A 22,566-nucleotide genomic window follows, 5' to 3' on the forward strand; every position below is an offset into this window, starting at 1 on the left:
GTGCCGGAAGACCTCCGGCACCGGGTGGCATACTGGAGGCTTGCCTGCACCGGAAGCCTCCATGCGCCTGCCATCCATCCTCGTCCTCGCCCTCGCGTTCCCGGCGGCGGCCCTTGCCGCCGATCCGCACTCCTATGCCCAGCCCGATACGGTCCGGGTCACCCACCTCGACCTCGACCTGACGCTGGACTTCGGCAAGCGCGAACTGGCCGGCCAAGCCACGTTGAAGCTCGACTGGAAGGCACCCGGGGCCAGCGACCTCGTGCTGGATACGCGCGACCTGACGATCGTCCGCGTGGAAGCCCTCGGCGCCGGCGGCAAGGCATCGGCGTTGAAGTTCGCCCTGGCGCCCCGCGACAAGGAACTCGGCGCGAAGCTGACGATCCAGGCCCCCACGCATCCGGGCAGCGTGCGCATCGTCTACGTCACCGCACCGGAAGCCTCCGGGCTGCAGTGGCTGACGCCGGCACAGACGGCGGACAAGAAACAGCCTTTCATGTTCTCGCAATCGGAGTCGATCCACGCCCGTTCGTGGGTACCGCTGCAGGATTCCCCCGCGATCCGCTTTACCTACGACGCGCATATCCACGCGCCGAAGGATGTCCGCGTGGTAATGAGCGCCATCAACGACGCGAAGCATCCGCTGGATGGCGACTTCACCTTCGACCAGCCGCATCCCATTCCGTCGTACCTGCTGGCGATCGCCGCCGGTGACCTGGCGGTCAAGGAAACCGGGCCGCGCAGCGCCGTCTATGCCGAGCCCAGCGTGGTCGGCAAGGCCGCGCACGAGTTCGAGGACACCGAAAAGCTCATCGCCACCACCGAGCAGCTGTACGGCCCGTACGCATGGGGCCGCTACGACATCCTCGTACTACCGCCGTCGTTCCCGTTCGGCGGCATGGAAAACCCGAACATGACCTTCGCCACGCCGACCGTGCTGGTCGGCGACAAGAGCCTGGTCTCGCTGGTCTCGCACGAGCTGGCCCACTCATGGTCGGGCAACCTGGTCACCAGCGCCGCGTGGCGCGATATCTGGCTCAACGAGGGCTTTACCACCTATGTCCAGGGCCGCATCACCGAAGCGGTGTACGGCAAGGCGCTGGCGGACGAGGAAGCCTTGTTGTCCGCGCGCGAGTTGCAGAAGACGATCGGCCAGATGCCTGCCAACACGCAGAAGCTGACGCCGGACGCGCGTGGCGTGGGCGCGGACGATTCACTGTCCTCCGTGGCATACGACAAGGGCTCGTGGTTCCTGCGCACGTTGGAGCAACGGTTCGGCCGCGACACGTTCGATGCGTACCTGAAGGGCTATTTCGCCCATTTCGCCTTCCAGAGTATCGATACGGACACGATGTTCGCCTACCTCAAGGCGAACCTTCTCGATAAATACCCCGGCAAGATGAGCGAGGCCGAGGCCCGTGCATGGATATGGCAGCCGGGCATCCCGAAGGATGCGCCGCTGCCCGCCTCGCCGCGCTTCGACAGCATCGACGCGCAGCGCACCGCATTCCTTGCCGGCACCCTCGCCGCCGACAGGCTCGATGCGAAGGGCTGGAACACCCAGGAGTGGATGTATTTCCTCGACCGCCTCCCCGACGTGCCGCCGCTGGCGAGCATGAAGGCGCTGGATGCTGCCTGGCACCTTACCGGCACGCCGAACGCCGAGATCGGCATGCGCTGGTACGCGCACGCCATCGCCGCCGGCGACAAGGACGTCTGGACCGCCGCAGCCGAGCACATGACACGCATCGGCCGGCTCTACCTGACCACACCGGTGTACCGCGCCTTCGCCCGCACCCCGGAAGGCCTGGCCTATACCAAGGCCACGTACGCCAAGGCGAAGAGCGGCTATCACCCGATGACCCAGCAGGCGGTGGAACGTATCCTCGCCGGCACATCGAAGAAGTAAGCCCCCAGGCTTGCATACCGTCACGACGCCCCGCATCTTGCGGGGCGTCCTTTGTTCAGGCTCCCGATCCCATGGCCAAGACCCCGCTCCCCGCCCCGACATCCAGCCGGCCGCTCTGGCAGCGCCTGCTGATCCGCCGGCTCAAGTTCCTCGTCGTCGTGGCCCTGGTACTGGGCGTCGGCGCCGGCGGTGTCTATCTGTTCGCACCCTCGCTGCTGCTGAAGGCCGACGCGGCCCGCCTGGCGATGGCTGCGCACATGGAAAAGAAGCAGGTGGTCGCGGGCGACACCACCTGGTCGTACTACGAGGGCGGCACCGGCCCCACCATCGTCCTGCTGCACGGTTTCGCGGCCAACAAGGAGACCTGGCTGGAGATGGCCAAGGGCCTGACCGATCACTTCCACGTGGTGGCGCCGGACCTCCCCGGCTGGGGCGAGTCGTCGCGCAACGATGGAGGCGACTACGGTGTCCCCGCCCAGGCGGCGCGTCTTCAGGCATTCGCCGCCGCCACGGGCCTCGGGCACTTCCTGCTGGTCGGCCATTCGATGGGTGGCGCCATTGCCGGCGTGTACGCGAGCGAACACCCCGACCAGGTGGCCAGCCTGGTCCTGATGAGTTCGCTGGGGCTCACCTTCAAGGACAACGATTTCGTGCGCGACGTCAAGGCGGGGAAGGACCCCTTCATCTTCCACGACCGTGCCGACCTAGAGGCGCTGCTCGCGCGGATATTCCTCAATCCGCCGCACATCCCCGGCCGGGTCGAGGACGCGCTGCTGGCGCGCAACGAAAAGGATCGCGCCTTCATCGAGCGCACCTTCGCCCGCCTGAGCGAGCCTGCGCAGGCCTACTCGCTCGATCCCGTTATCGGCAGCCTGTCCATGCCGGTGCTCGGCGTCTGGTGCCGCGAGGACAAGATCATCGACGCATCCGCGCTGGACACGCTGCGCGGCGGACTGAAAAGCTCCCCGTCCATCGGTGCCACCGTCATGAACGGTTGCAACCACATGCCGATGCTCGAGAAACCCGACGAAACGGCGCGCATCCTCACGGGGTTCGCCCTGGCTCACTGAAGACGGGCACGGGGTCCGTGACACCCTGCCGATGGCTGCGTCATTGCGCCTTTGTGCAGCGGTCTTTCACCGACAGACGATGAGGTCACCCCATCCGTAACCTGCGGATTCCTTTCCCACAAGGTTTCCGCATGGATGCGATGCCCCCTTCCGCGCCGCCCGCCGAGGTACGCGAGACCCACCATGAGGCGATCGACACCGCCCAGAGGCTGATCGCCGCAGAGCGCTGGCTTATCGAGCAGCAGACGGCGATGCCCGCCCTCCCCGAAACGTTCTCCGCCGAAACGCTCAGCGCCTTCGTGGCCGATGTCGGGGCCTTCTGGGAGGGCGGGATCGAAGCCACGGCCGGCACGCGATCGCGGCGCGGCGCCCTGGAAGACACCCTGCGCACGACCCTGTCCGACCTGGCCGTCCTGCAAGGCCTCGATCGCACGCTGGACGACGACGCCCGCGCGCTCGTCGCCGCCGCGCTGGTGCCGCATGCCGTGCCCCCGCCCTACATCGAGTGGCGCGAGGTGACGATCGGCGATGCGCCGCACGCCGGTTCACTGCTGGTCGTGGACACGCGCCCGGGAGGCATCGTCATGGCCTTCACCGCGACGCGCGGATGGGATCGGTATGCCGACCTCGCGCAGGCACATGCCGCCATGGAGAAGCAGGTGCGGGCCGTCCTGGCCGCGCGGGTCGATCTCCCCGGCCTGGCGCGTGCCAGGGTCAACGTCCATGCCACGGAGGCATGCGTCGGGTCACACCGCCTGAATGGGCCCGCCCTGGCCACCGTGGTCGATCGCGTCGTCGCCACGCAGCGCGACAAGATCGAACAGGCATGGATCGAATTCGAACTCGAGCGCGCACTGCCCGGACGGGCCCAGCGGCTGGCCGATCGCCTGCGCGATGCCGTCGACCTGGCCGACGTTGTCGATGTCGAAGCCATCCTGGGGGTGCGTGAGGCGCGCCTGCGCATCGCCCTCGAAACCGAGCGACTGCTCACCGTGCCCCCCTCGCTCGCCGTCGACTGGCGACGCTCCCGCGCGGAATACATGGACACCCTGCAAGCCATGGCGGATCGGCAGGCCCTTGCCGGGATCGACCCGCCGACGGAACTGCTTGACTACGCCATCGGGCAACTGGAGCCCGTCCTGAAGGCACTGGGCGTCACGGAGCATCCCCGAGACATCACCCTGACGCTCGACCGCTCGCTGGATCCCGCCGCGCGCCTCGCTTCGCTGACGGCGTTGATCTACGGCCCGGAGCCCTTGCATGCCTCGCTCATCGACGCGGCCTACAGCAACGTGCCTGCCATCGGTGCGGACCGGTTCAGTGCCCACGGCAAGGACGGTCACCTCATCCCGGCGTTCAGCGATCCCTACATTCGTGCCGTTCTCAACCGGCTGGACATCCACACCCATTACCAGACACAGCTGCTCGGCGAGCTGCGCGACGGGCCCCAGGCCGCACTGCGACGGCGCGGCTTTCGTGAGTCGCGCATGGCCCGGATGCGGCACGCCGCCGTCGAGGCGCGCGTGGCCAGCATGCGCCACGAATACGGCGAGGCACGCCACCTCGGGCTCACCGCCAGCGGGCGCGAACGCGTCGACGCCCTGCTCGATGCGCTTGGCCAGGGAGGGCCGTCGCCTGCCCTGGTCCGACAGGTCACGTTTCGCGACATGCCCCTGCGCGACGTGATGCAAATCGCCGAGTCACCCGACACGGGGGCACGGGGTGCGGCGTCGGCGACGCTGATCTATTACACCCCCGACGCACCGGATGGCGCGGCCTTCCGCGAATTCCGCGATCGTGACGAAGCCGATCGCCTGTTCTTCCGTCATGCCGCGTTCCGTGACTACCTGCTCGACCGGCTTCCCGCGGCGCACGACACCATGCCGGGTGAGGAAAGCCTTCGCCTGAATGCGAATCGCAGCCTTGCCTGGATACTTGGCCAGGACACCTCGGCGGTGGAAGGCGAGGCCACGATCGCTCCCGGCGTCAAGGACATCGCGGGCGACCCGTTCGACGCGCTCTACGACACCGCGCTCGACCACGCGTTGCGCAACGTGCAATCGCTCACACGCAGCGCCCGTGATGCCAACCGCGAGTTCCTGCTCGACATGTGGCACCGCAATCCGGCTCACGTCCTTCCCGCGCAGACCCTGATCGCCACCGTTACCGCGCCATTCCGCGTTGCTCCGGCCGCCTGGCGGGCCTACGACGCGATCAAGGCAGGCGGCTACGGTGATGGCTTCGTCGACGCCACCGAAGGCTATGTCATGGCACTGGCGGCGTATTCGCTGGGCATCTCGGCGTTGCACGCGACCACGGCACCCTACGCCGTGCACTTCCGCGCGATCGGAGGCGCACTGGTCAGCCGGGCCCTGGCGCGCCCCACGCCCGGCACCCACCGGCGCTACCTGGCCAAAGGCGTCACGGCGACGGGCGTACCCGACCCCCAGGGCATGTATCGCATCGACGGCAAGCTGTTTGCGGCGATCGAAGGCAAGCTGTACGAAGCCAATTACCACGCAGCCACCCGCACCATCCGGCTCGGTGCCGCGCCCCCTGCGGGCATCGAGGCAACAGGGCCCGTGATCCGGCTGCAGGGCGAGCTTTGGCACGCCGACCGTCACGCGGGACATCGCCGCTCCGTCGGCCGCCCGGCCACGAATGCCACGCCCGCGCGCGACTTCTACAGCGAATACGTCAATCAACTCGAACAGAGCTTTCCCGATGCGATCGAACGACAGCTGGTGTCGGACCAGATGTATCGCGAAATACGTGGCCTGCCCACGCGCCGTATCGTGACCGACGGCCAGCGCGCCGGGTTCCACCAGGCGCTGATACGCGCCGAGCAATCCATCCGCGCCTCGTTCGACGTCGGCCCTTCACTACCGGGCCGCCTGCGGCAGGTCGCCGAGGCCGACCTGCCCGAGCGCCTCTGGTTCTACGACGAGAATCCGCTCCAGCAAAGCGCGTTCTTCGGCGCGGCGCGGCCCGGCATGACGTGGGGGGCGATACGCAGCGAGGCGCAGGAACGGGACGTCTTCGGCGTGCGGCTGAGCGCCGTGCCGCCGCATGCGCCCATGCATACCATCGTCGACGGTAGCGGCGTACGGCTACTCGACCGCACACGCGGCTTCGCCGTCGAGATAAAGGTGCGGGACCTGCTGCAATCCCGAGCCGCCGGCCAGGACAGCCTGGACCTCCTGTCCATCGTCGGTACGCAGGGCAGGCACTATGTGCTGCGCACGTCTCCGGGACGGCCGGTCATGCTGGAAGCCGGGCAGTTCCGGCTGGTGCCGGAGCTGCCGGAGCCCGCGCCTTAATCGGCGATGTCGGCAACCAGCCGGTCGAGCTGCATCTTCAGGCCGCTGCCGTGCGCCCGAAGCCAATGCCGCTGCTCCTTCCAGTCCGGGAAGATGCTCTCGACCCATTGCCAGAAGCGCGGCGAGTGGTTGCGGACCTTCAGATGACACAACTCGTGCACCAGCACATAACGCAAGGCCACGGGCGGAGCGAGCGCCAGGGCCAGATCGAGGTTGATCCTGTCCCGCGTGTCCAGGCTGCCCCAGAGGCTTTTCAGCGGACGGATCTTCAGGGCCGTGGGGGCCGCGTTGATCATCGGAATGTAGGCCGGCAACCAGCGTGACACATCACGCCGTATCTGCGCCTCGAAGTGCGTGGCCAGCAGGCCACGCGCAATGAGGAGGGCCCGCGCGTGCGGACGCGGTATCACCAGGGTGATGCCGTCGTCGTGCTGTTCGACACGAGGATAAGGGCCCTCTGCCCAGTCCAGCGCGATGTCCTCGCCCCGGAACGGAAAGGTGGTGGGTACGCCCACCTTCAGCCTTGGCAGCGGCGTGGCATCGAGGTGGAACTCGTCCAGCTTCTGCTCGAGCCAGTCGGCGTGATGACGGAGGAAGGCCGTCATCTGCGCCATGTGCGTGCCGTGGGGATAGGTAAGGCGCGCCCCCCGGGAGGTGACGGTGAGCCGCAGGCGGCGGGCACGCGGATGCGCTGCCTTGAGCACCCGGATGGTGCCGCCGGTTGCCGTGGACAGTTCCAGCCAGTCGCTCTCTTCCGATGCCATGTGGCGAGTCTCGCTTCGATCCCGACCAACATCCCACCAAGCCATGTCAATTCCTGCGACGCGGCGCCCTCGTCACTCGGGGCGCGGCAACTTGAACCATTCTTCCAGCTTGCCGAGCAGCCTCGCATATTCGCCGGCCATCAGGGCGAAATTGGCGTCCATTTCCGCCGCGGCGGATTCGGGACTGTCTGCCTGCTCGTCGAGCACCACGTCGGTGAACTTGATCTTGCGCAGGATGAGATCCTCACCCAGCACGAACGAGATGCGATCGTCGAACACCAGCCCCAGCTGGAACACCTGCTTGCCGGTGCGCAGATGCTCGCGGATCTCTTCCGTGTCGAGATCCTGGCGGCGGCAGCGCGCAATGGCCCCCGATGCCGTGGCCGGATCGCGCAATTCGCACTCGTCGCCCAGGGCCAGGCCCGCCGGCAGCTCGCCCGTGGACACCCAGTGCGTCATGAGCAGGCGGGGCGATTCCTCCGGGGCCAGCGGCACGGCCGGGAAACTGCCCAGGGCCTCGCGGATCTGGCTGAGGGTGTTCTCGGCGGACTTGCGGCTGGAGGTGTCCATGATCAGCCAGCCGTTTTTCTTGTCCGCGAAAGCCGACATGCGCGACGTGCGCACGAACGCCCGCGGCAGCAGTTCGTTCATGACGTCGTCCTTCATCCGCTTGCGCTCACGGCCGCTGACCTTGCGACCTTCTTCCTCGGCGATCTTCTGCACGCGGTTGGCCAGCTCGTCGTTGATCACGGACGTGGGCAGCAGCTTGTCCTCCCCGGCCACGGTGACCATGACGTTGGACGCCACCGAATGCGTGAGGGCTTCTTCCCGGCGTCCCAGGGGCGAGATGAAACCGCGCGTGGACAATTCCATGGGGCCGACGGAACGCAGGCGATGCTCGGGCAGCGCCTCGTCAAGGCGCTCGAGATCGGCGGCGACGGAAGCGGAGAAACGGAACAGGGTGAGATTGCGATAGAACATGGATCGGCGATTCTCTTGCGAATGAGGGACCGCGACGGGCGCCATGCGCCCGCCGACGAAAGGAGCGGCGGAGCGGGTCAGACGACCTGGGCGATCGCCGCGGCGACGCGGTCCAGGTTGCCCTCGTTGAGCGCCGCCACGCAGATACGGCCGGTGCCGACGGCATAGATGCCGAACTCGGTGCGCAGCCGATCCACCTGGGCAGAGGAAAGCCCGGAGTAGGAAAACATGCCGCGCTGGGCTTCGATGAAACCGAAATCGCCATGCCTGGCCAGGCGCTCGACCAGGCCCCGGCGCATGGCCCGGATACGCTCGCGCATCTCGCCCAGCTCGGCTTCCCACTGCGCGCGCAGCGCGTCGTGATTGAGCACGGCCGAGACCACCGCGGCGCCGTGGGTCGGCGGATTGGAGTAGTTGGTGCGGATGACGCGCTTTACCTGGGACTGCACGCGGAGCGCTTCGTCGTGCGAGCCCGTGACGATGGACAGGGCACCCACGCGCTCACCGTACAGCGAGAACGATTTCGAGAACGAGCTGGCGACGAAGAACGCCACACCGGCCTCCGCGAACAGGCGCACGGCCAGGGCATCCGCCTCGATGCCGTCGCCGAAGCCCTGGTAGGCGATATCCAGGAACGGCACCAGGCCCTGCGCCTGCACGGTGTCGATGACGCGCGTCCAGTCGGCGGGTGTCAGGTCCACGCCCGTCGGGTTGTGGCAGCAGGCATGCAGCACCACGATGGCGCCCTTCGGCAGCGATGCGAGGCCGGCGAGCATCGCATCCACATCCACGCCGTGCGTGACGGCATCGTAGTACGGGTAATCGACCACCTCGAACCCGGCGCCTTCGAAGAGGGCGCGGTGGTTTTCCCAGCTGGGGTTGCTGATGGCCACGGGCACGGAGGGATCGAGGCGCTTGAGGAAGTCGGCGCCGACCTTCAGCGCACCGGTGCCGCCCAAGGCCTGCGCGGTGACCACGCGGCGCTCGGCGAGCAGGGGCGACGCCTCGCCGAACAACAGCTTCTGCACTGCGCTGTCGTACAGCGCGATACCGTCGATGGGCAGGTAGCCACGCGGAAGCTGGGCTTCCAGGCGGGCCTTCTCGGCCTCGCGCACCGCGCGCAGCAGCGGCACGTGGCCGTTGGCGTCGTAATAGACGCCCACGCCAAGATTGACCTTGTCGGCACGGGTATCGGCGCCGAAGGCTTCGTTGAGGCCGAGGATCGGATCGCGCGGCGCGAGTTCGACGGAAGAGAAAAGGGTCATGGTCGGCAGGCCTCGAAGCGGGAAGAGGAAAGGATCAGTCGTTGTCGTCGACGGTGTCGCCGCCGGCGAGCCAGGCGTGGGCGTCGGGTCGCGCCGCGCCTTCGCGTGCGCCAAGCGCCGCGAAGTCGAACAGGCGGCGATCCGTCAGCTGCGACGGCGCGATGTTGCCCATGGCACGGAAGATCGTCTCGCTGCGGCCGGGGTTGGATTTTTCCCACTCGGCGAGCATGCGCTTGACCACCTTGCGCTGCAGGTTCTCCTGCGAGCCGCACAGGTTGCAGGGAATGATGGGGAAAGCGCGGCTGGCCGCGTAGGCCGCGATGTCGTCTTCCTTGCAATAGGCCAGCGGACGGATGACCACATGGCGCCCGTCGTCGGACAACAGCTTGGGCGGCATGGCCTTCAGGCTGCCCTGGTAGAACATGTTCAGGAAGAACGTGCCGAGGATGTCGTCGCGATGGTGGCCCAGCGCGATCTTCGTGATGCCGTTGGCCGCGGCCCACTGGTAGAGCGCCCCGCGGCGCATGCGCGAGCACAGGCTGCACAGGGTCTTGCCCTGGGGGATGACCCGGGTGACGACGCTGTAGGTGTCTTGCTCGATGACATGGAACGGGACGCCCAGCGCGGTCAGGTAACCCGGCAGCACGTGCTCGGGGAAATCCGGCTGTTTCTGGTCCAGGTTCACCGCGATGAGGTCGAACCGCACCGGCGCCTTGGCCTGCAGTGACAGCAGCATGTCCAGCAGGGTGTAGGAATCCTTCCCACCGGAAAGGCAGACCATGATGCGGTCGCCGTCCTCTACCATGCCGAAGTCGGCGATGGCCTGGCCGACCTGGCGACGCAGGCGTTTGGCCAGTTTGCCGGCTTCGTAGCTCTGCTTGCGGGTGGCGTCGGGCGTGGCGGACATGCGTTTGGGCGGTTCGGGACGGGTCGGCTGACCATTGTAGCCGCTGCGGAGCCCCTCGCCGGCGGTTACAATCGGACTTCCCCTCCTCGCCCGGCCCAACGCCATGCAGGTCCAGGATCCTCACGAGCTCCAGCAACGCCTCGCCGAACTCAAGGTCGAGCACCGCGACCTCGACGCCGCCATCGACCACCTGGCCGCCGCGATCGGCCGTGACGAGCTCCAGCTGACCCGCCTGAAGAAGCGCAAGCTGCTGCTGAAGGACACCATTTCCCGGATCGAAAGCCGGCTCATCCCCGACCTGGACGCCTGAATGGCCGCAGTGGCGCCCATCCGGCTGGCCAACCGCCACGTGACGCTGGAGCCGCTCCAACCGGTGCATGCCGGCCCGCTGGAACGCGCGGCGGCCGATGGCGACCTCTGGAACCTGTGGTTCACCTCCGTGCCGGCGCCGGGTCGCGTGGAGGCCTACATCGCTTCGGCCCTGCGCGGGCAGGACGAAGGCCGGATGTCACCCTGGGTGGTGCGCGAGAACGCCTCCGGCGACATCGTGGGCACCACGCGCTTCTACGACATCGTCGACGATCCGCGGCGCATGGCCATCGGCTATACCTGGTACGCACGGCGCTGGCAGCGCAGCCACGTCAACACGGCCTGCAAGCACCTGCTGTTGTCCCACGCCTTCCAGGATCGGGACGCCGTGGCCGTCGAGTTCCACACCGACGCCTACAACCAGGATTCGCAGCGCGCCATCGAGAAACTGGGCGCGAAGCGCGAGGGCATCCTGCGCGCCCACAAGCGTCGGCCCGACGGCTCGCTGCGTGACACGGTGTGTTACAGCATCCTGGCTACCGAGTGGCCCGACGTCGATCAATGGCTGCAGCTGCGGTTGGATCGCCTGGCACCGCCTGCCGCCTGAGCCCTTGCGCCCAGGTGCTGCCGGTGCGACACGACCCCAGCGCAGTTGAACTACCGCGTCGCCACCGCCTCCGGGGACGAAGGGTGCACCACCAGGGTCGCGGTCATGCCGGCCGAGAGCACCACACCGGGCGGCAGGTGCGCCGTGTCGATCCGGATACGCACCGGCACGCGCTGCGCAAGCCGCACCCAGTTGAAGGTCGGGTTCACGTCGGCCAGCAGGTCGCTGCCGGTCGGGTTATCGGCATCGGTGATGCCGCGGGCGATGCTCTCAACCGAGCCCTTCAGCCGCACGCCACCGCTCATCAGGCGGATGTCGACCGGATCGCCCACACGCAGGCCGGGCAGCTTGGTCTCTTCGAAGTAGCCGTAGATCCAGTACGAGTGGCTGTCGATCAGGGCAAGGCGTGCGCTGCCGGCACTGGCGTAATCGCCGACGCGTACGTCCAGGTTGGTGACATAGCCATCCACCGGGGCGCGCACTTCCGTGCGATCGAGATTGAGTTGCGCGGAAGCCAGTTCGACCTGCGCCTGGGCCACGGCCGCCAGGGCCTGCTGCTGGGAGGCGCTGGCCTGCTTCGTACTCGCCTGGGCCTGCTGCCACCCCGCCTTGGCCGCGTTGGCGGCGGCCACCGCGTTGGCCTTGTCTTCCGCCGAGATCACGTTGTTGATCAGCTTCTGCCGGCGTTCGGACTGGGCGGCGTACATCTCGAAGTTGGAGCGGCTCTGCAACGCACCGGCCTGGGCCGCGTTGATGCTGGCGCCCGCGGCGCGTGCCGCGGCCTCGGCGGCGTTGAGGTTGGCTTCGGCCTGCGCCACAGCGTTCGCGTAACGCGCCTTGTCGACGACGAACAGCAGGTCGCCCTTCTTCACCGTCTGGTTGTCGATCACCTTGACGTCGGTGACCAGCCCCGCCACGTCCGGCGCGATGCGCACGATCTCCGCGCGCACGCGGCCGTCGCGCGTCCACGGCGAATACATGTAGTGCTTCCACAGGGCGTGCCCGATCACAGCGGCGACGAGGACGACGACGGCGGTCACGGCAAAACGGATGACGGTGGCGAGTTTCATAGGGGCTTCACTCAGAGCAGGAGCAGCGCAAAAGCGCCGAAGACACAGACGAACACGGCGAGCCGGAACAACGGTGGGTGCCAGACCAGGCGGTACAGCCCGAAGCGGCCAGCGATACTGTCGAAGAGCCAAAGCGCCAGCAGCGCGACGACGAAGAGGATGAGCAGTCCCGGTACGAGTGCATCACCGAGGGCGATTTCACGAGGCATGGGCGATCTCCTTGCTGAGCGGCATATCGGGCATGTAAGCGGCCAGGACGGATTCCCCGTCGAGCAGGGCCATGCGCACCAGGTGCAGGTGGGCCAGCAGGTGCTGCGTACCCGCGTGCTCACTGACGCCGGCAATGGCCGTGGCGACCGCGTCCCGCGCCAGCAGATAGCCGTCGGCGTCGGGCTTCTCGTAGAAACGGGCCAGGGTACGCAGCGTGTCCTGCAGGTACGGATGCAGGGCTGCCGGGACATACCGACGCGCGATGTCGTGACGCAGTTCGATCAACGCCCGTCCCGTCTCGTGCACCGCCAGGGCCCACGCGATCAGCGTGCGTGAGTCGGCACTGCCGGGCTCCGTCTGGGCGACCACCTGGCTGACCAGGTCGTGATTGACGCTCTCGAACCGGTGGCGAAGGCCGGGCAACGGGGCTTCCGCGGCGAGCGCGACCTGCCCACGCAGGCGTGTCAGCTGGCGCCGCCGCAACCAGGCGCTGCCAATCGCAGGCGGAATGACCACGAACGACACCGCCGCCGCGCCCAGCCCGACGACCTGTGCGATGGCGTCGTTGATGAAATGCGCCGGGTCGTACACCTGCACGTTCTTCAGCGTGAGGATGTAGGCAAAGCCCATGGCCCAGCCCAGGCCGTAGGATGCGAAGCGTCGGGTCATCATCAGCACCAGGCCAACGGCCAGGAACGGCGCCACGCCGACCACCAGCAGGCCGTAGCCATCCAGGCGCGTAAGGACGAAGAACTCGCAGATGAAGCCCAGCACCATGCCCGAGAGGTAGCCGAGCATGACCTGCCAGGTCACCCGCGTCGGGTTGGGTGTGGTGGCGAACAAGCCAGCGAACACCGTGGCGAGCAACATGGCACTGGAACCCAGCGGCCAGGCGCTGGCCACCCAGAACGCCCCCAGCACCAGCATGGTGAGCGTCGTGCGGAACGTTGCCAGCCCGGCGCCGAGGAAGTCGTTTCCGCGATCGAAGCGCACCCGCTCCGCGGCGCCCGCGCTCACCCGTGGCGCCTGGAGGGAGGCGGCCGTATCGACATAGTCGTAAAGCTCGTCGACGAAACGGGCCAGCAGCGACGCGCCGGTGTCGAAATCGCGAATGTCCTGCGGATCGGCCAGCGCAGCGCGTTGTGCGGGGGTAGTCGTCCGCATCGTGTCGCGCGCCGCCAACAGGCGCGGCAACAGCACGCGCGCGGCCGCGCCGGCCTCGATGGGTGCGTCGAGAGCGTCGCCGATCGGCATGTACAGGCGCATCAGCGCCTGTGCGGTCGTATCGCGGCGCGCCCGCTTGAGCCGGTTGATCAGGTGGTGCAGCGACTGGAAGCTGGTGGATGCCGCCATGAAGCGCTGGTTGAACAGGCGCAGGTGGCTGCTGCGCGCGCGGGCTTCGGCGTCTTCGAAAATGACCGAGCTGCGCAGGTCTTCCAGCGTGACCGCCGCGCGCACGAAGCGCAGGTGGGCGTTCTCCATCGTGTCGCGGGCGATCGCCCCGGCCGTGCTGTCGCGCACGAAGCCAACGAAGTGCGCGAACTGCTCGCGCGCCGCGCGCCGCAAGACGTCGCGCATGCGGCTGGGGAACACCACGTCGTTGACCACGCCGCTGACCATGAGGCCGAGCAGCACTTCACTGATACGCGCCCACGACGAATCGAAGACGCCGGGCGGATTGTCGATCACGGGAATGGCGACGATGGCCGCCGTGTAACCCGCCAGCACGAAGGCATACGACTTGAAGTTGCGATACAGCGTGGCGCCACCGGCACACACGCCGATCCACACCGACAACGACAGCAGGAACAGGTCGCGCGTCTGCGGAAAGGCGGCCACGATGACGATGGCCGCCGCGGCGCCGGTCAGCGTGCCGATCGCACGGTAGAAACTTTTGGCCAGCACCATGCCGGACTGGCGGTTGGCGACGATGATCGTCGTCAGCATCGCCGTGGACGGCGCCGGCAGGGCCAGCCGCATGGCCAGCCACCCGGTGAGGAAAAACGCGAGCAGGGTCTTGCCGACGAACAGCCAGACGTCGACTTCCTCGCGTAGTGTCTCGACCACGACCTGGCGCGTGGTGGGCGCGGCGTTTTGTAGTTCGATGGCAGACATGACGCCCCCGGTTACTCCCCGAACCCGGCCAGCATCTTCTTGAGCAGGCCTTCCAGTTGCGTCTGTTCGGTGGCATCGAGGTTACGAGTCTGGCGGTGAAGCAACGTGACGATATCGGGGAGGAACTGGGTGATCGTGTCCAGCCCGACCGGCGTCAGGGTCAGGGTGACCTTGCGGCGATCCTCGTCGCTGCCGGCGCGGGCCACGTAGCCCTTCTCGCATAACTGGGTAGTGAGCCGGGTGATGTTGGCCAGCTTCTCGCCGGCCGCCTCGGCCAGCTGCGACGGGTTCATCGCGTTGTCCGGCGAGCCGTAAAGCATCATCAGGATGTTGTATTCCGGGTGGTTCAGCCCGTAGGGCTTCATCACCGCGTTGGCTTCGTCGTGCACCTGCTTGTAGAGGTGCTTGACCAGACGGACGAGCACAGCCGGCTGGCGCGGGAACCCCGGGTATTTACGCAGAGTGACGTCGAGGCGTGCTTCGGTGCGGGCGAAATCGCTCATGGGGAGGTCCGTGGCCGGGATACCTCACAAGTATATAGTTCATTTGTGTATTATCAATAGTTGAAGCTGTTGGATGAGAGTGGGCGTCGGCGTGCGGTGAACGGATCCGGTCATGTCGTGCCGGATAAACGGCTCATCGTCGCCCTCTGGAAAAGCCTCTGGCCGTCCCCATCCTTGCGGCCAGGAGACACCATGAACACGCCTCGATCCGTCCTCGCCCTTCTTTTCGCGCTCGCGACGATCGTCCTCGTGGGTGGATGCCGGCGCCCCGCCACCGTGGACGGCGCGCAGCCGCATGCCTCCGCCGTCGCGGTTGTCCAGCGCGCGCAGGGTTCGCCACCCGTGGAAAAGCCCAGGATCGAAGTTATTTCCGCACGGGCCTTGGCGCAGGACTTTGCAAGCGATCGCGCCTCATCGGTGGGTCGCTTCACCCGTCAGGTCGTCGAAGTCACCGGCGAACTGGGAAGCCTGGAAGCCGGTGGGAATGGGGTACCCGTGCTCACGTTGAGAGGCGGGGCGGGATTCAAGGATCCACGATTCGTCCTCGATGCCGATGCCTGGCCGGACGTCTCCACCCTCAAGACCGGCGCGACGGTGAGACTGTCATGCCGGGATGGGTCCGAGAGCGCCGGTCAGGTGACCTTGAAGGCGTGCGCGCTGCTGTAGGGCCAGACAAACACGACAACGGCCCGATCCGCGTGGGCAGACCGGGCCGTCGGGTCGCAGTGACACACTTACTGCTTGAGCGGAACCGTCTCGAAACCACCGCCCTGCGGCGCGGCGTTCTGGGCCGGCTGCGATGCCGGCGGAGCAGCGCCTCGCACCGGAGCCGCGCCACGGGCACCGCAGGTGTACGCACCCCAGTCCTGCGAGCCACCGTTGGGCTCACCGAGGGGCTTGATGGTGTCCGCACCCATCTTCGCGGCCTCGTTACGCGCGAGCACTTCAAGTTCGTCGCGGACCTTCAGGTCGTCGCGATCGATGGGGCCGACGCGGCTCTGCACGGACACCGTGACCTTGCCCTGGTCGCGGCAGCTGGACACATCGCCGTTCCAGGCCGTGCGGACGTTGCGCGCGCTGTCGTCGAGCTTGATGCCCCACGAGCACGCTGAGAGGGCGAGCGGGACGAGGAGAACGAGGACCTTGCGCATGGATTGAGCTCCGGAAAAACGTTGGGGGGACATGCTAGCCAAATGCCGCGAAGGGCGCGATCTGAATCGACCGCGCCCTTCGCTGGGGATTACCTTGCCGTGGTCGCGGGCGGCGCCTTGGCCTTGCCCGCGCGTCCGGACACCGGCGCTGCGATGTCCTTCGCCGGCTGGCCGTCGGCATCGATCACATGCACTTCGCCGAGGTTGAGCGCGCGCACCGGGGCCTCGATCTTGCGCAGGTCGCCGACGATGACCCAGGTCAGGGCGTCGGGACGGATGACGGCGGCGAGCGCGGCCTCGGCCTTGGCACGGTCGACCCCTTCGATACGCGACTTCAACGTCTGCACGTAGTCGTCCGGGCGGCCGTAGATGAGGATGCCACTGATGGCGCCCAGCACGGAGGACGTGGTCTCGAAGCTACCGGGCAACGCGCGGATGCGCTGCGCCTGGATGTTGCCGATTTCATCGGCGGTGAGCGGTTTCGGGCCGATGACGGCCTTGGCCTCCTTGAGAATTTCGGCCGCCGATTCGGCCGTCTTGTCGGTCTGCACCGGCGCGTAGAACAGCAGCGGGCGCTGCCCCTGCGCATCGGAGAGCATGCTGCCCGCACCGTACGCCCAGCGCTTTTCCTCGCGCAGGTTCATGTTGAGGCGCGAGGTGAACGTGCCGCCGAAGGCACCGTTGGCGATGCCCAGGGCCAGAGCGTCGGGCGCACGGGTGGAGGGTGCCAGCAGGCCGGCCAGGATCAACGACTGCGGGGCGTCCGTGCGATTGACCAGGAAGACGCGCGGCTTCGGCTGGGCCGCCACCTGCCCGATATTCCGCGCCGGCACGGCCGTGGCCGGGGCCTGCCAGTCACCGAAGACCGCATCGAGCCGAGGCAGGATGTCCGCGAGCGTGGTGTCGCCGGCCACCACGATGCGCACGTTGTCCGGCCGCAGGTAGTCGCGCTGGAAGGTGGCGAGGTCCGCGGCGGTGAGCGAGGCGATGGCTTTTTCGGTACCGCTGCCCGTGAACGGGATGCCGTAGGCATGGTTGGCGCCGTAGAGCAGCGGCGGCAACGTGCGCAGCGCGAGGCCGGTGGGTTCGGTTTTTTCCTGCGCGATGCCGGCCATCCACTGGCCACGTACGCGCTCGATGTCGTCCGCCTTGAACGCAGGGTTGCGCGTGATGTCGGCGAACAGCGCGAGCGAGGGCGTGAGGTCGCTGTTGAGCGCGTTCAGGCCGACGCTGCAGGTATCCAGCGAGCAACTGGACGAGACGATGGCACCCAGGCGCTCCTTGCGCCGTGCCACTTCCACCGAGTCGAGCGAGCGCGTGCTTTCTTCCAGCAGCGCGGAGGTGAAGCTGGCGGTGCCCAGCTTGCGGCCCTGGTCGGCTGCGTAGCCCGCGTTGAACAGGAGCAGCACCTGGGTCACCGGCACCGTGTGGCGCTCGGCCAGCACCACCTCGATGCCGTTCTTCAGCTTGCCCCGCTGGAGCGTGGGGAAGGACAGGTCGGGGAAGGTGTCCACCGACGGCACGCCCTTGCTGCGATCGACCTGGGACGCGCCGGCGGCGTAGGACCGCGCCGGCGGGGTGACGGCGGTGGGGCGGCCAGGCGCGGTGCCCAGGCCGGTCACCGCCTTGTCCTCGGCGGCCGGGTCGAAGCCCGGTGGCGCCGGCAGGACGGTGAGGGTGTAGTCGCCCTGGGTAAGCCACTTCTTCGACGAGGCCAGCACCGAGGCGGTCGTGGCGTTCTGCGCCCGCTCCAGGTCCTTCTTGTAGGCCTCCGGATCGTTACGGTAGACCTGTCCCTCGGCGAGGATTACGGCCTTGCCGCCCGAGCCGCCCACTTTCTCCAGGCCGCGGATGAATCCCGCGCGGTTGGCGACCTTGGCACGCGCCAGCTCGTCGGCCGTGGGGCCGGTGGCGAGGTAATCCTTCCATACGGATGCCACGGCCGCTTCGACCTTCGCGGGGTCCACCCCGGCCTTGACGTCGACGGTGAGCTGCACCTGGCTGGCGAGGGCGAAGGGCGAGATGCCGAGGCTGACATCGTCGGCGAGCTTGTCCTGATAGACGAGACGCTGGTAGAGCCGCGATGTCTTGCCGCCGCCGAGGACCGTAGTGGCGAGATCGAGCTGCACGGCATCGTCCGTGCCCAGCTGGGGCACGATCCACGTCCGCACGATGCGCGCCTGCGCGACCTGGTCGTGCTGGATACCGCGCGTGGAGGCCTGCAGCGGAGTGATCCACGGCTGCTGCCGGGGCACCGGCGGCCCTGCGGGGATGTCGCCGAAGTACTTCTCGGCCTTCGCCTTGGCCTGGGCCACGGTGATATCGCCCGCCAATACCAGCGTGGTGTTGGCCGCCCCGTAGTAGTCGTGGAACCACTGCTTGACGTCGGCCAGCGAGGCCGCGTCCAGGTCGGCCATCGAACCGATGGTGTCGTGGTGATACGGGTGATTGGCCGGGTAGGTATTGACGAGGACGTTCTCGTCCACGCGGCCGTAGGGCTGGTTCTCGCCCTGGCGCTTCTCGTTCTGCACCACCCCGCGCTGGGTGTCGAGCTCCTTCTGGCCGATGGCGCCGAGCAGGTGGCCCATCCGGTCGGACTCCATCCACAGCGCCATATCGAGGGCGGTGGTGGGCACGGTCTCGAAGTAATTGGTGCGGTCGAACCACGTGGTGCCGTTCATGTCGGTGGCGCCGGCGCGCTCGAACGGCTGGAAATAGGTGCCCTTGCGGTTTTCCGAGCCCGAGAACATCAGGTGCTCGAACAGGTGGGCGAAGCCGGTCTTGCCGGCCGGCTCGTCGCCTGAGCCCACGTGGTACCAGATGCTGACCGCGACCACGGGCGCCTTGTGGTCTTCATGCACGACGACGGTGAGGCCGTTCGGCAACTGGAAGCGCGTGTATGCGATGTCCGGAATCGTGTCGGGCGCGGACGACGCCGCAGCGGCGGCCCCGACGAAGGAGATCAGCCCGGCGGCAAGCAGGGCGAGGCGGTTCTTCATGCACGACTCCAGAGGGCCCTCGTGGCCCGGATGCACGGAGGCTAGCCCGGTCGCTCCGTCGGGCGCAATCGGTGGTGTCCGATCGTCCGCAGGTTGTCCGGTCGCGGGTGGTCGGTGTCCGCGGACAAGCGACCTGTCGGAAGCCACATGACAAACCTCATACGAATCAACTCATTGCCGACACTCAAAGGCTGGCACGGCACTTGCGTTACTAGTCATGCCCCGCCGGGCGGCTTCCTGCCCCGGCTACTCGAAGGAACGCGACATGAAATACGAACTGATGATGCTCAACGGCCTGCTGGTCACCTCGATGTTCCTCTGCGGGTTCACGCTCTTCCAGATGGTCTGATCACCCTACTGTTTCTGTCGGAGATACACCCATGCAACACGAACTTCTCATCCTGCGCAGCCTGCTCGTCGCTTCCATGCTCGTCTGCGGCCTGATCGTCGGCAACATGCTCACCTACACGGGTGCGCCGATCCAGCTGGCCGCCGTCGGGCAGGCCACGATCGCCCCAGCCGTCACCTGCGATGCGACGATCGCGCATGCCACCTGCGCGTCGCCGGCCGCATAATGGGGGCATGCCCCACGTCATCCTCTTCCGACCCGAAATACCGCCCAACACGGGCAACGTGATTCGCCTCTGCGCCAATACAGGCGCGGGGCTGCACCTGGTACGGCCGCTCGGCTTCGAACTCGACGACGCCCGCCTGCGTCGCGCTGGCCTGGACTACCACGAATTCGCACGGGTGGCGGTGCACGACACCCTGGACGCCTGCCTCGAAGCCCTCGGCCGACCGCGTGTATTCGCGTTCTCCACGCGCGGGCAGCAGCTCCATACCGAGGTGACCTTCGCCGAAGGCGATGCCCTGCTGTTCGGTTGCGAGACGGCCGGCCTGCCCGACGACGTACTGGACGCCCTTCCCGCCGGGCAGCGCGTGCGCCTGCCCATGCGTCCGGGCAACCGCAGCCTCAACCTCTCCAACGCCGTGGCGGTCGCCGTGTTCGAGGCGTGGCGCCAGGCCGGTTTCGACGGCGCGGCCTGACCCGCGCAAGCTACAATCGGGACATGACTCCCGAACGTCCCCCGGCCGACGCCGATCCTCGTCGCTTCCTGCCCCGACCGCTACGTGTGCTGGCCGGCCGTGCCATGGAGGCCGCGCTCAACCGCGCGGTCGACCTCGATCCCGACACCCGTGCCCGACTCGACGCGCTCGACGGCCGCAGCGTGCAGGTGCACCTCGCCGGGCCCGAACTGGGCATCCGCATCACCGTGGAGAAGGGCCGCCTGCGCGTGGGGCCGCCCGAGGAAGGCGGCAGCCTGCGCGTCGCCGCTTCGCCGGGTAGCCTGCTGGCCATGGCGCTGCGCCGCGACGACGATGGCGTGGCGCCCGGGAAGGTGGACATCGCGGGCGACGCCGAGCTGGCGCGACGCCTGGAGCGCCTGGCCCGGCAGTACGCACCGGACGTTGAGGAAGCTTTCGCGAAGACCTTCGGCGACCGGCTGGGCGTTCCGCTGGCCACCGCCCTGCGCGAGGGCCTGGCCCATGCGCGCGAGTCCGTCTCGCACCTCACCGAGGACACCGCCGACTGGCTGCGCGAGGAAGGCCGCGTAGCCGTGGCCCCGGGCGAAATGGATACCTTCCTCGACGGTGTGGATGCCGTCCGCGAACGCACGGAACGCGCCGAGGCCCGGCTTGCCCGCCTCGCCCGGACCCTCGGGGGGTCGCGCGCATGACGCCTTTCCGCCTTGCCCCGCGCCTGTTCCGCGTGGTCGCCGTGCTGTTGAAATACCAGCTGGACGAAGTGATCGAAGGCGCCCGCCTTTATCGTCCACTCAAGCTGCTGACCCCGTTGCTGCCCGGTCCGGCGGTAGACACCCGCGGCCTGTCGCGCGGCGTACGCCTCCGGCTGGCGCTGACCGAGCTGGGTCCGATCTTCGTCAAGGCCGGCCAGGTCCTGTCCACGCGGCGCGACCTGGTGCCGCCGGACATCGCGGACGACCTCGCGCTGCTCCAGGACCAGGTGCCGCCCTTCCCCGGTGCGGAAGCGCGGGCCATCGTCGAGCGTGAGTTGCGTGCGCCGGTGGCCACGCTGTTCGCCGCCTTCGACGAAACCGCCCTCGCCTCCGCATCCATCGCCCAGGTGCATGCGGCGACGCTGCACGACGGCCGGGAAGTGGTGCTGAAGGTGCTGCGTCCCGGTATCGACCGCCGCATCGCGCGCGACATCGACCTTCTGCGTTCCCTGGGCGAGCTGGCCCAGCGATGGCATCCCGCGGCCGACAAGATCCGCCCGATGGAGGTGGTGGCCGAGGTCGAGAAGATGCTCGAGAACGAGCTGGACCTGCAGCGCGAAGGCGCCAGCGCCAGCCTGCTCCGGCGCAATTTCGCCAGCGGCGTCGATCTCTACGTGCCGGAGGTCCACTGGGATTTCAGCACGCAGGGCGTGCTGACGCTCGAGCGGGTGCGTGGTGTCAGCGCCGACGACATCGTGGCGATCGACGCCGCCGGCCTCGATCGCAAGGCGCTCGCCGCCAAAGGCGTGCGCCTGTTCTACGAACAGGTGTTCCGCGACAACTTCTTCCATGCCGACGCGCACCCGGGCAACATCTGGGTGGACACCACGCGTGTGGACGAGCCGCGCTTCATCGCGCTGGACTTCGGCATCATGGGCTCCCTCCCGGAAGCCGACCAGTACTGGCTCGCCGAGAACTTCATCGCGCTGTTCGAGCGCGACTACGCCCGTATCGCGCAGTTGCACGTCGCCGCCGGCTGGATGCCCTCCCATGTTCGCGTCGACGAGCTGGAAGCCGCCGTGCGCACGGTGTGCGAGCCCTACTTCACCCGCCCGCTGTCGCAGATCTCCATCGCCGACCTGGTGGTGAAGCTGTTCCGCACCGCGCAGCGTTTCGAGCTCACGCTGCAGCCGCAGTTGATCCTGCTGCAGAAAACACTGCTCAACATCGAAGGCGTGGGTCGCCTGCTCGACCCGGACATCGACATCTGGGCGGTGGCGCACCCCGTGTTGCGCCGCATCCTGCGCGAGCGTTACAGCGTGCGTGCCACGCTGCGCGACGTGCGTCGGCGCCTGCCCGACTGGATCCGCACCGCGCCGCGCGCGCCGGAACTCCTGCGCGACGCCTTGCTCCAGGTCGCCAGTGGGCAGCGTCGTGACGTCGCCGACCCGCTGGCCCTCGCGGTGGCACGCGACGACGCACGGCGCCTGCGCCGCCTGATCGCCTGCGGCCTGCTGGGCGCCACCCTGCTGATCTGCGGCGCACTGGTCGGCACGCTGGCGCCGCGCGGCGTGTGGCCCGGCATCGCCGCCGCGGCGGTCGGTGTGCTGGTGTTCGTCGTGGGCTGGCCACGACGGGTTCGCTGAG

General features: G+C 67.8%; 21 protein-coding genes. 11 read left to right on the forward strand and 10 right to left on the reverse strand.

What is annotated here, in order from left to right; all coding sequences use genetic code 11:
- The first annotated feature begins 61 nt into the window (after nucleotides 1–61).
- The 3 genes from ACVKN3_RS05590 (at nucleotide 62) to ACVKN3_RS05600 (ending at nucleotide 6,299) form a co-directional block, all read left to right on the forward strand.
- The gene (locus ACVKN3_RS05590) at nucleotides 62–1,909 is read left to right on the forward strand and encodes a M1 family metallopeptidase (RefSeq protein WP_354513652.1); all 1,848 of its coding nucleotides are present in this window, start codon (nucleotides 62–64) and stop codon (nucleotides 1,907–1,909) included.
- Nucleotides 1,910–1,980: 71 nt separating this feature from the next.
- Nucleotides 1,981–2,979, forward strand: coding sequence for an alpha/beta fold hydrolase (locus ACVKN3_RS05595; RefSeq protein WP_081916328.1), 999 nt, complete (start codon nucleotides 1,981–1,983; stop codon nucleotides 2,977–2,979).
- A gap of 131 nt (nucleotides 2,980–3,110) precedes the next feature.
- Complete coding sequence (locus ACVKN3_RS05600) at nucleotides 3,111–6,299, forward strand: hypothetical protein (RefSeq protein ID WP_354513649.1); 3,189 nt, start codon at nucleotides 3,111–3,113, stop codon at nucleotides 6,297–6,299.
- Here the strand turns inward: ACVKN3_RS05600 and ACVKN3_RS05605 are convergent.
- The 4 genes from ACVKN3_RS05605 to ttcA form a co-directional block, all read right to left on the reverse strand.
- A complete protein-coding gene (locus tag ACVKN3_RS05605) occupies nucleotides 6,296–7,063 on the reverse strand; it encodes a M48 family metallopeptidase (RefSeq protein WP_285404260.1) in 768 nt (255 codons plus the stop codon). The two genes, ACVKN3_RS05600 and ACVKN3_RS05605, sit on opposite strands and share 4 nt — an antisense overlap.
- Before the next feature lie 72 nt (nucleotides 7,064–7,135).
- Nucleotides 7,136–8,044, reverse strand: coding sequence for a recombination-associated protein RdgC (locus ACVKN3_RS05610; protein WP_285404262.1), 909 nt, complete (start codon nucleotides 8,042–8,044; stop codon nucleotides 7,136–7,138).
- A 77-nt stretch (nucleotides 8,045–8,121) separates the two neighbouring features.
- On the reverse strand, nucleotides 8,122–9,309 hold the full coding sequence (locus ACVKN3_RS05615; protein WP_285404264.1) for an amino acid aminotransferase: 1,188 nt from the start codon (nucleotides 9,307–9,309) through the stop codon (nucleotides 8,122–8,124).
- Nucleotides 9,310–9,343: 34 nt separating this feature from the next.
- Nucleotides 9,344–10,216: a tRNA 2-thiocytidine(32) synthetase TtcA gene (gene ttcA, locus ACVKN3_RS05620; protein WP_285404266.1), complete on the reverse strand. Its 873-nt coding sequence runs from the start codon at nucleotides 10,214–10,216 to the stop codon at nucleotides 9,344–9,346.
- Between the two features lie 103 nt (nucleotides 10,217–10,319).
- Between ttcA and ACVKN3_RS05625 the strand changes: the two genes are divergently transcribed.
- On the forward strand, nucleotides 10,320–10,526 hold the full coding sequence (locus ACVKN3_RS05625; protein WP_285404268.1) for a YdcH family protein: 207 nt from the start codon (nucleotides 10,320–10,322) through the stop codon (nucleotides 10,524–10,526).
- Nucleotides 10,527–11,132, forward strand: coding sequence for a GNAT family N-acetyltransferase (locus tag ACVKN3_RS05630; RefSeq protein WP_285404270.1), 606 nt, complete (start codon nucleotides 10,527–10,529; stop codon nucleotides 11,130–11,132). It begins immediately after the preceding gene.
- A gap of 50 nt (nucleotides 11,133–11,182) precedes the next feature.
- Here the strand turns inward: ACVKN3_RS05630 and ACVKN3_RS05635 are convergent, their stop codons facing one another.
- From ACVKN3_RS05635 to ACVKN3_RS05650, 4 genes are read right to left on the reverse strand one after another with little or no spacing between them, the layout of a single operon-like run.
- Complete coding sequence (locus ACVKN3_RS05635) at nucleotides 11,183–12,202, reverse strand: efflux RND transporter periplasmic adaptor subunit (protein ID WP_285404272.1); 1,020 nt, start codon at nucleotides 12,200–12,202, stop codon at nucleotides 11,183–11,185.
- Nucleotides 12,203–12,213: 11 nt separating this feature from the next.
- Nucleotides 12,214–12,411, reverse strand: a complete 198-nt coding sequence (locus ACVKN3_RS05640) for a DUF1656 domain-containing protein (protein WP_285404274.1) — start codon at nucleotides 12,409–12,411, stop codon at nucleotides 12,214–12,216.
- Nucleotides 12,401–14,527 carry an FUSC family protein gene (locus tag ACVKN3_RS05645; protein WP_354513645.1) on the reverse strand — a complete coding sequence of 709 codons (2,127 nt, stop codon included), beginning with the start codon at nucleotides 14,525–14,527 and terminating at the stop codon, nucleotides 12,401–12,403. Before ACVKN3_RS05645 ends, ACVKN3_RS05640 begins: the two co-directional genes overlap by 11 nt.
- 11 nt (nucleotides 14,528–14,538) lie before the next feature.
- Nucleotides 14,539–15,030, reverse strand: a complete 492-nt coding sequence (locus ACVKN3_RS05650) for a MarR family winged helix-turn-helix transcriptional regulator (protein WP_285404278.1) — start codon at nucleotides 15,028–15,030, stop codon at nucleotides 14,539–14,541.
- Between the two features lie 192 nt (nucleotides 15,031–15,222).
- Here ACVKN3_RS05650 and ACVKN3_RS05655 point away from each other — a divergent pair, with 192 nt between their 5' ends.
- Nucleotides 15,223–15,696 (forward strand): hypothetical protein, encoded by a 474-nt coding sequence (locus ACVKN3_RS05655; protein ID WP_354513643.1) that lies wholly within the window; start codon nucleotides 15,223–15,225, stop codon nucleotides 15,694–15,696.
- 68 nt (nucleotides 15,697–15,764) lie between these two features.
- Here ACVKN3_RS05655 and ACVKN3_RS05660 read toward each other — a convergent pair whose 3' ends face one another.
- Both ACVKN3_RS05660 and ACVKN3_RS05665 read right to left on the reverse strand, forming a co-directional pair.
- Entirely contained in the window at nucleotides 15,765–16,181 is a 417-nt protein-coding gene (locus ACVKN3_RS05660) for a DUF4156 domain-containing protein (protein ID WP_285404292.1), read from the reverse strand.
- Nucleotides 16,182–16,270: 89 nt separating this feature from the next.
- Complete coding sequence (locus ACVKN3_RS05665; RefSeq protein WP_354513641.1) at nucleotides 16,271–19,180, reverse strand: M16 family metallopeptidase; 2,910 nt, start codon at nucleotides 19,178–19,180, stop codon at nucleotides 16,271–16,273.
- A 217-nt stretch (nucleotides 19,181–19,397) separates the two neighbouring features.
- On the opposite strand from ACVKN3_RS05665, the gene ACVKN3_RS05670 reads away from it, so the two are divergent.
- The 5 genes from ACVKN3_RS05670 to ubiB are packed head-to-tail and all read left to right on the forward strand — an operon-like array spanning nucleotide 19,398 to nucleotide 22,565.
- The gene (locus ACVKN3_RS05670; protein WP_285404298.1) at nucleotides 19,398–19,529 is read left to right on the forward strand and encodes a hypothetical protein; all 132 of its coding nucleotides are present in this window, start codon (nucleotides 19,398–19,400) and stop codon (nucleotides 19,527–19,529) included.
- A gap of 31 nt (nucleotides 19,530–19,560) precedes the next feature.
- Nucleotides 19,561–19,755 carry a hypothetical protein gene (locus ACVKN3_RS05675; RefSeq protein ID WP_285404300.1) on the forward strand — a complete coding sequence of 65 codons (195 nt, stop codon included), beginning with the start codon at nucleotides 19,561–19,563 and terminating at the stop codon, nucleotides 19,753–19,755.
- A 7-nt stretch (nucleotides 19,756–19,762) separates the two neighbouring features.
- Nucleotides 19,763–20,227: a tRNA (cytidine(34)-2'-O)-methyltransferase gene (locus tag ACVKN3_RS05680; RefSeq protein WP_285404301.1), complete on the forward strand. Its 465-nt coding sequence runs from the start codon at nucleotides 19,763–19,765 to the stop codon at nucleotides 20,225–20,227.
- 23 nt (nucleotides 20,228–20,250) lie between these two features.
- A complete protein-coding gene (locus ACVKN3_RS05685) occupies nucleotides 20,251–20,919 on the forward strand; it encodes a ubiquinone biosynthesis accessory factor UbiJ (RefSeq protein WP_051938497.1) in 669 nt (222 codons plus the stop codon).
- Complete coding sequence (gene ubiB / locus ACVKN3_RS05690; protein ID WP_285404305.1) at nucleotides 20,916–22,565, forward strand: ubiquinone biosynthesis regulatory protein kinase UbiB; 1,650 nt, start codon at nucleotides 20,916–20,918, stop codon at nucleotides 22,563–22,565. Before ACVKN3_RS05685 ends, ubiB begins: the two co-directional genes overlap by 4 nt.
- Nucleotide 22,566 lies beyond the last annotated feature (1 nt).

This window comes from Luteibacter sp. PvP120 (genome assembly GCF_054055715.1).

Excerpts from the sequence above, each read along its gene's own strand:
- ACVKN3_RS05590 (WP_354513652.1), top strand. The coding sequence starts at position 62 with ATGCGCCTGCCATCCATCCTCGTCCTCGCCCTCGCGTTCCCGGCGGCG.
- ACVKN3_RS05595 (WP_081916328.1), top strand. The coding sequence starts at position 1,981 with ATGGCCAAGACCCCGCTCCCCGCCCCGACATCCAGCCGGCCGCTCTGG.
- ACVKN3_RS05600 (WP_354513649.1), top strand. The coding sequence starts at position 3,111 with ATGGATGCGATGCCCCCTTCCGCGCCGCCCGCCGAGGTACGCGAGACC.
- ACVKN3_RS05605 (WP_285404260.1), bottom strand. The coding sequence starts at position 7,063 with ATGGCATCGGAAGAGAGCGACTGGCTGGAACTGTCCACGGCAACCGGC.
- ACVKN3_RS05610 (WP_285404262.1), bottom strand. The coding sequence starts at position 8,044 with ATGTTCTATCGCAATCTCACCCTGTTCCGTTTCTCCGCTTCCGTCGCC.
- ACVKN3_RS05615 (WP_285404264.1), bottom strand. The coding sequence starts at position 9,309 with ATGACCCTTTTCTCTTCCGTCGAACTCGCGCCGCGCGATCCGATCCTC.
- ttcA (WP_285404266.1), bottom strand. The coding sequence starts at position 10,216 with ATGTCCGCCACGCCCGACGCCACCCGCAAGCAGAGCTACGAAGCCGGC.
- ACVKN3_RS05625 (WP_285404268.1), top strand. The coding sequence starts at position 10,320 with ATGCAGGTCCAGGATCCTCACGAGCTCCAGCAACGCCTCGCCGAACTC.
- ACVKN3_RS05630 (WP_285404270.1), top strand. The coding sequence starts at position 10,527 with ATGGCCGCAGTGGCGCCCATCCGGCTGGCCAACCGCCACGTGACGCTG.
- ACVKN3_RS05635 (WP_285404272.1), bottom strand. The coding sequence starts at position 12,202 with ATGAAACTCGCCACCGTCATCCGTTTTGCCGTGACCGCCGTCGTCGTC.
- ACVKN3_RS05640 (WP_285404274.1), bottom strand. The coding sequence starts at position 12,411 with ATGCCTCGTGAAATCGCCCTCGGTGATGCACTCGTACCGGGACTGCTC.
- ACVKN3_RS05645 (WP_354513645.1), bottom strand. The coding sequence starts at position 14,527 with ATGTCTGCCATCGAACTACAAAACGCCGCGCCCACCACGCGCCAGGTC.
- ACVKN3_RS05650 (WP_285404278.1), bottom strand. The coding sequence starts at position 15,030 with ATGAGCGATTTCGCCCGCACCGAAGCACGCCTCGACGTCACTCTGCGT.
- ACVKN3_RS05655 (WP_354513643.1), top strand. The coding sequence starts at position 15,223 with ATGAACACGCCTCGATCCGTCCTCGCCCTTCTTTTCGCGCTCGCGACG.
- ACVKN3_RS05660 (WP_285404292.1), bottom strand. The coding sequence starts at position 16,181 with ATGCGCAAGGTCCTCGTTCTCCTCGTCCCGCTCGCCCTCTCAGCGTGC.
- ACVKN3_RS05665 (WP_354513641.1), bottom strand. The coding sequence starts at position 19,180 with ATGAAGAACCGCCTCGCCCTGCTTGCCGCCGGGCTGATCTCCTTCGTC.
- ACVKN3_RS05670 (WP_285404298.1), top strand. The coding sequence starts at position 19,398 with ATGCCCCGCCGGGCGGCTTCCTGCCCCGGCTACTCGAAGGAACGCGAC.
- ACVKN3_RS05675 (WP_285404300.1), top strand. The coding sequence starts at position 19,561 with ATGCAACACGAACTTCTCATCCTGCGCAGCCTGCTCGTCGCTTCCATG.
- ACVKN3_RS05680 (WP_285404301.1), top strand. The coding sequence starts at position 19,763 with ATGCCCCACGTCATCCTCTTCCGACCCGAAATACCGCCCAACACGGGC.
- ACVKN3_RS05685 (WP_051938497.1), top strand. The coding sequence starts at position 20,251 with ATGACTCCCGAACGTCCCCCGGCCGACGCCGATCCTCGTCGCTTCCTG.
- ubiB (WP_285404305.1), top strand. The coding sequence starts at position 20,916 with ATGACGCCTTTCCGCCTTGCCCCGCGCCTGTTCCGCGTGGTCGCCGTG.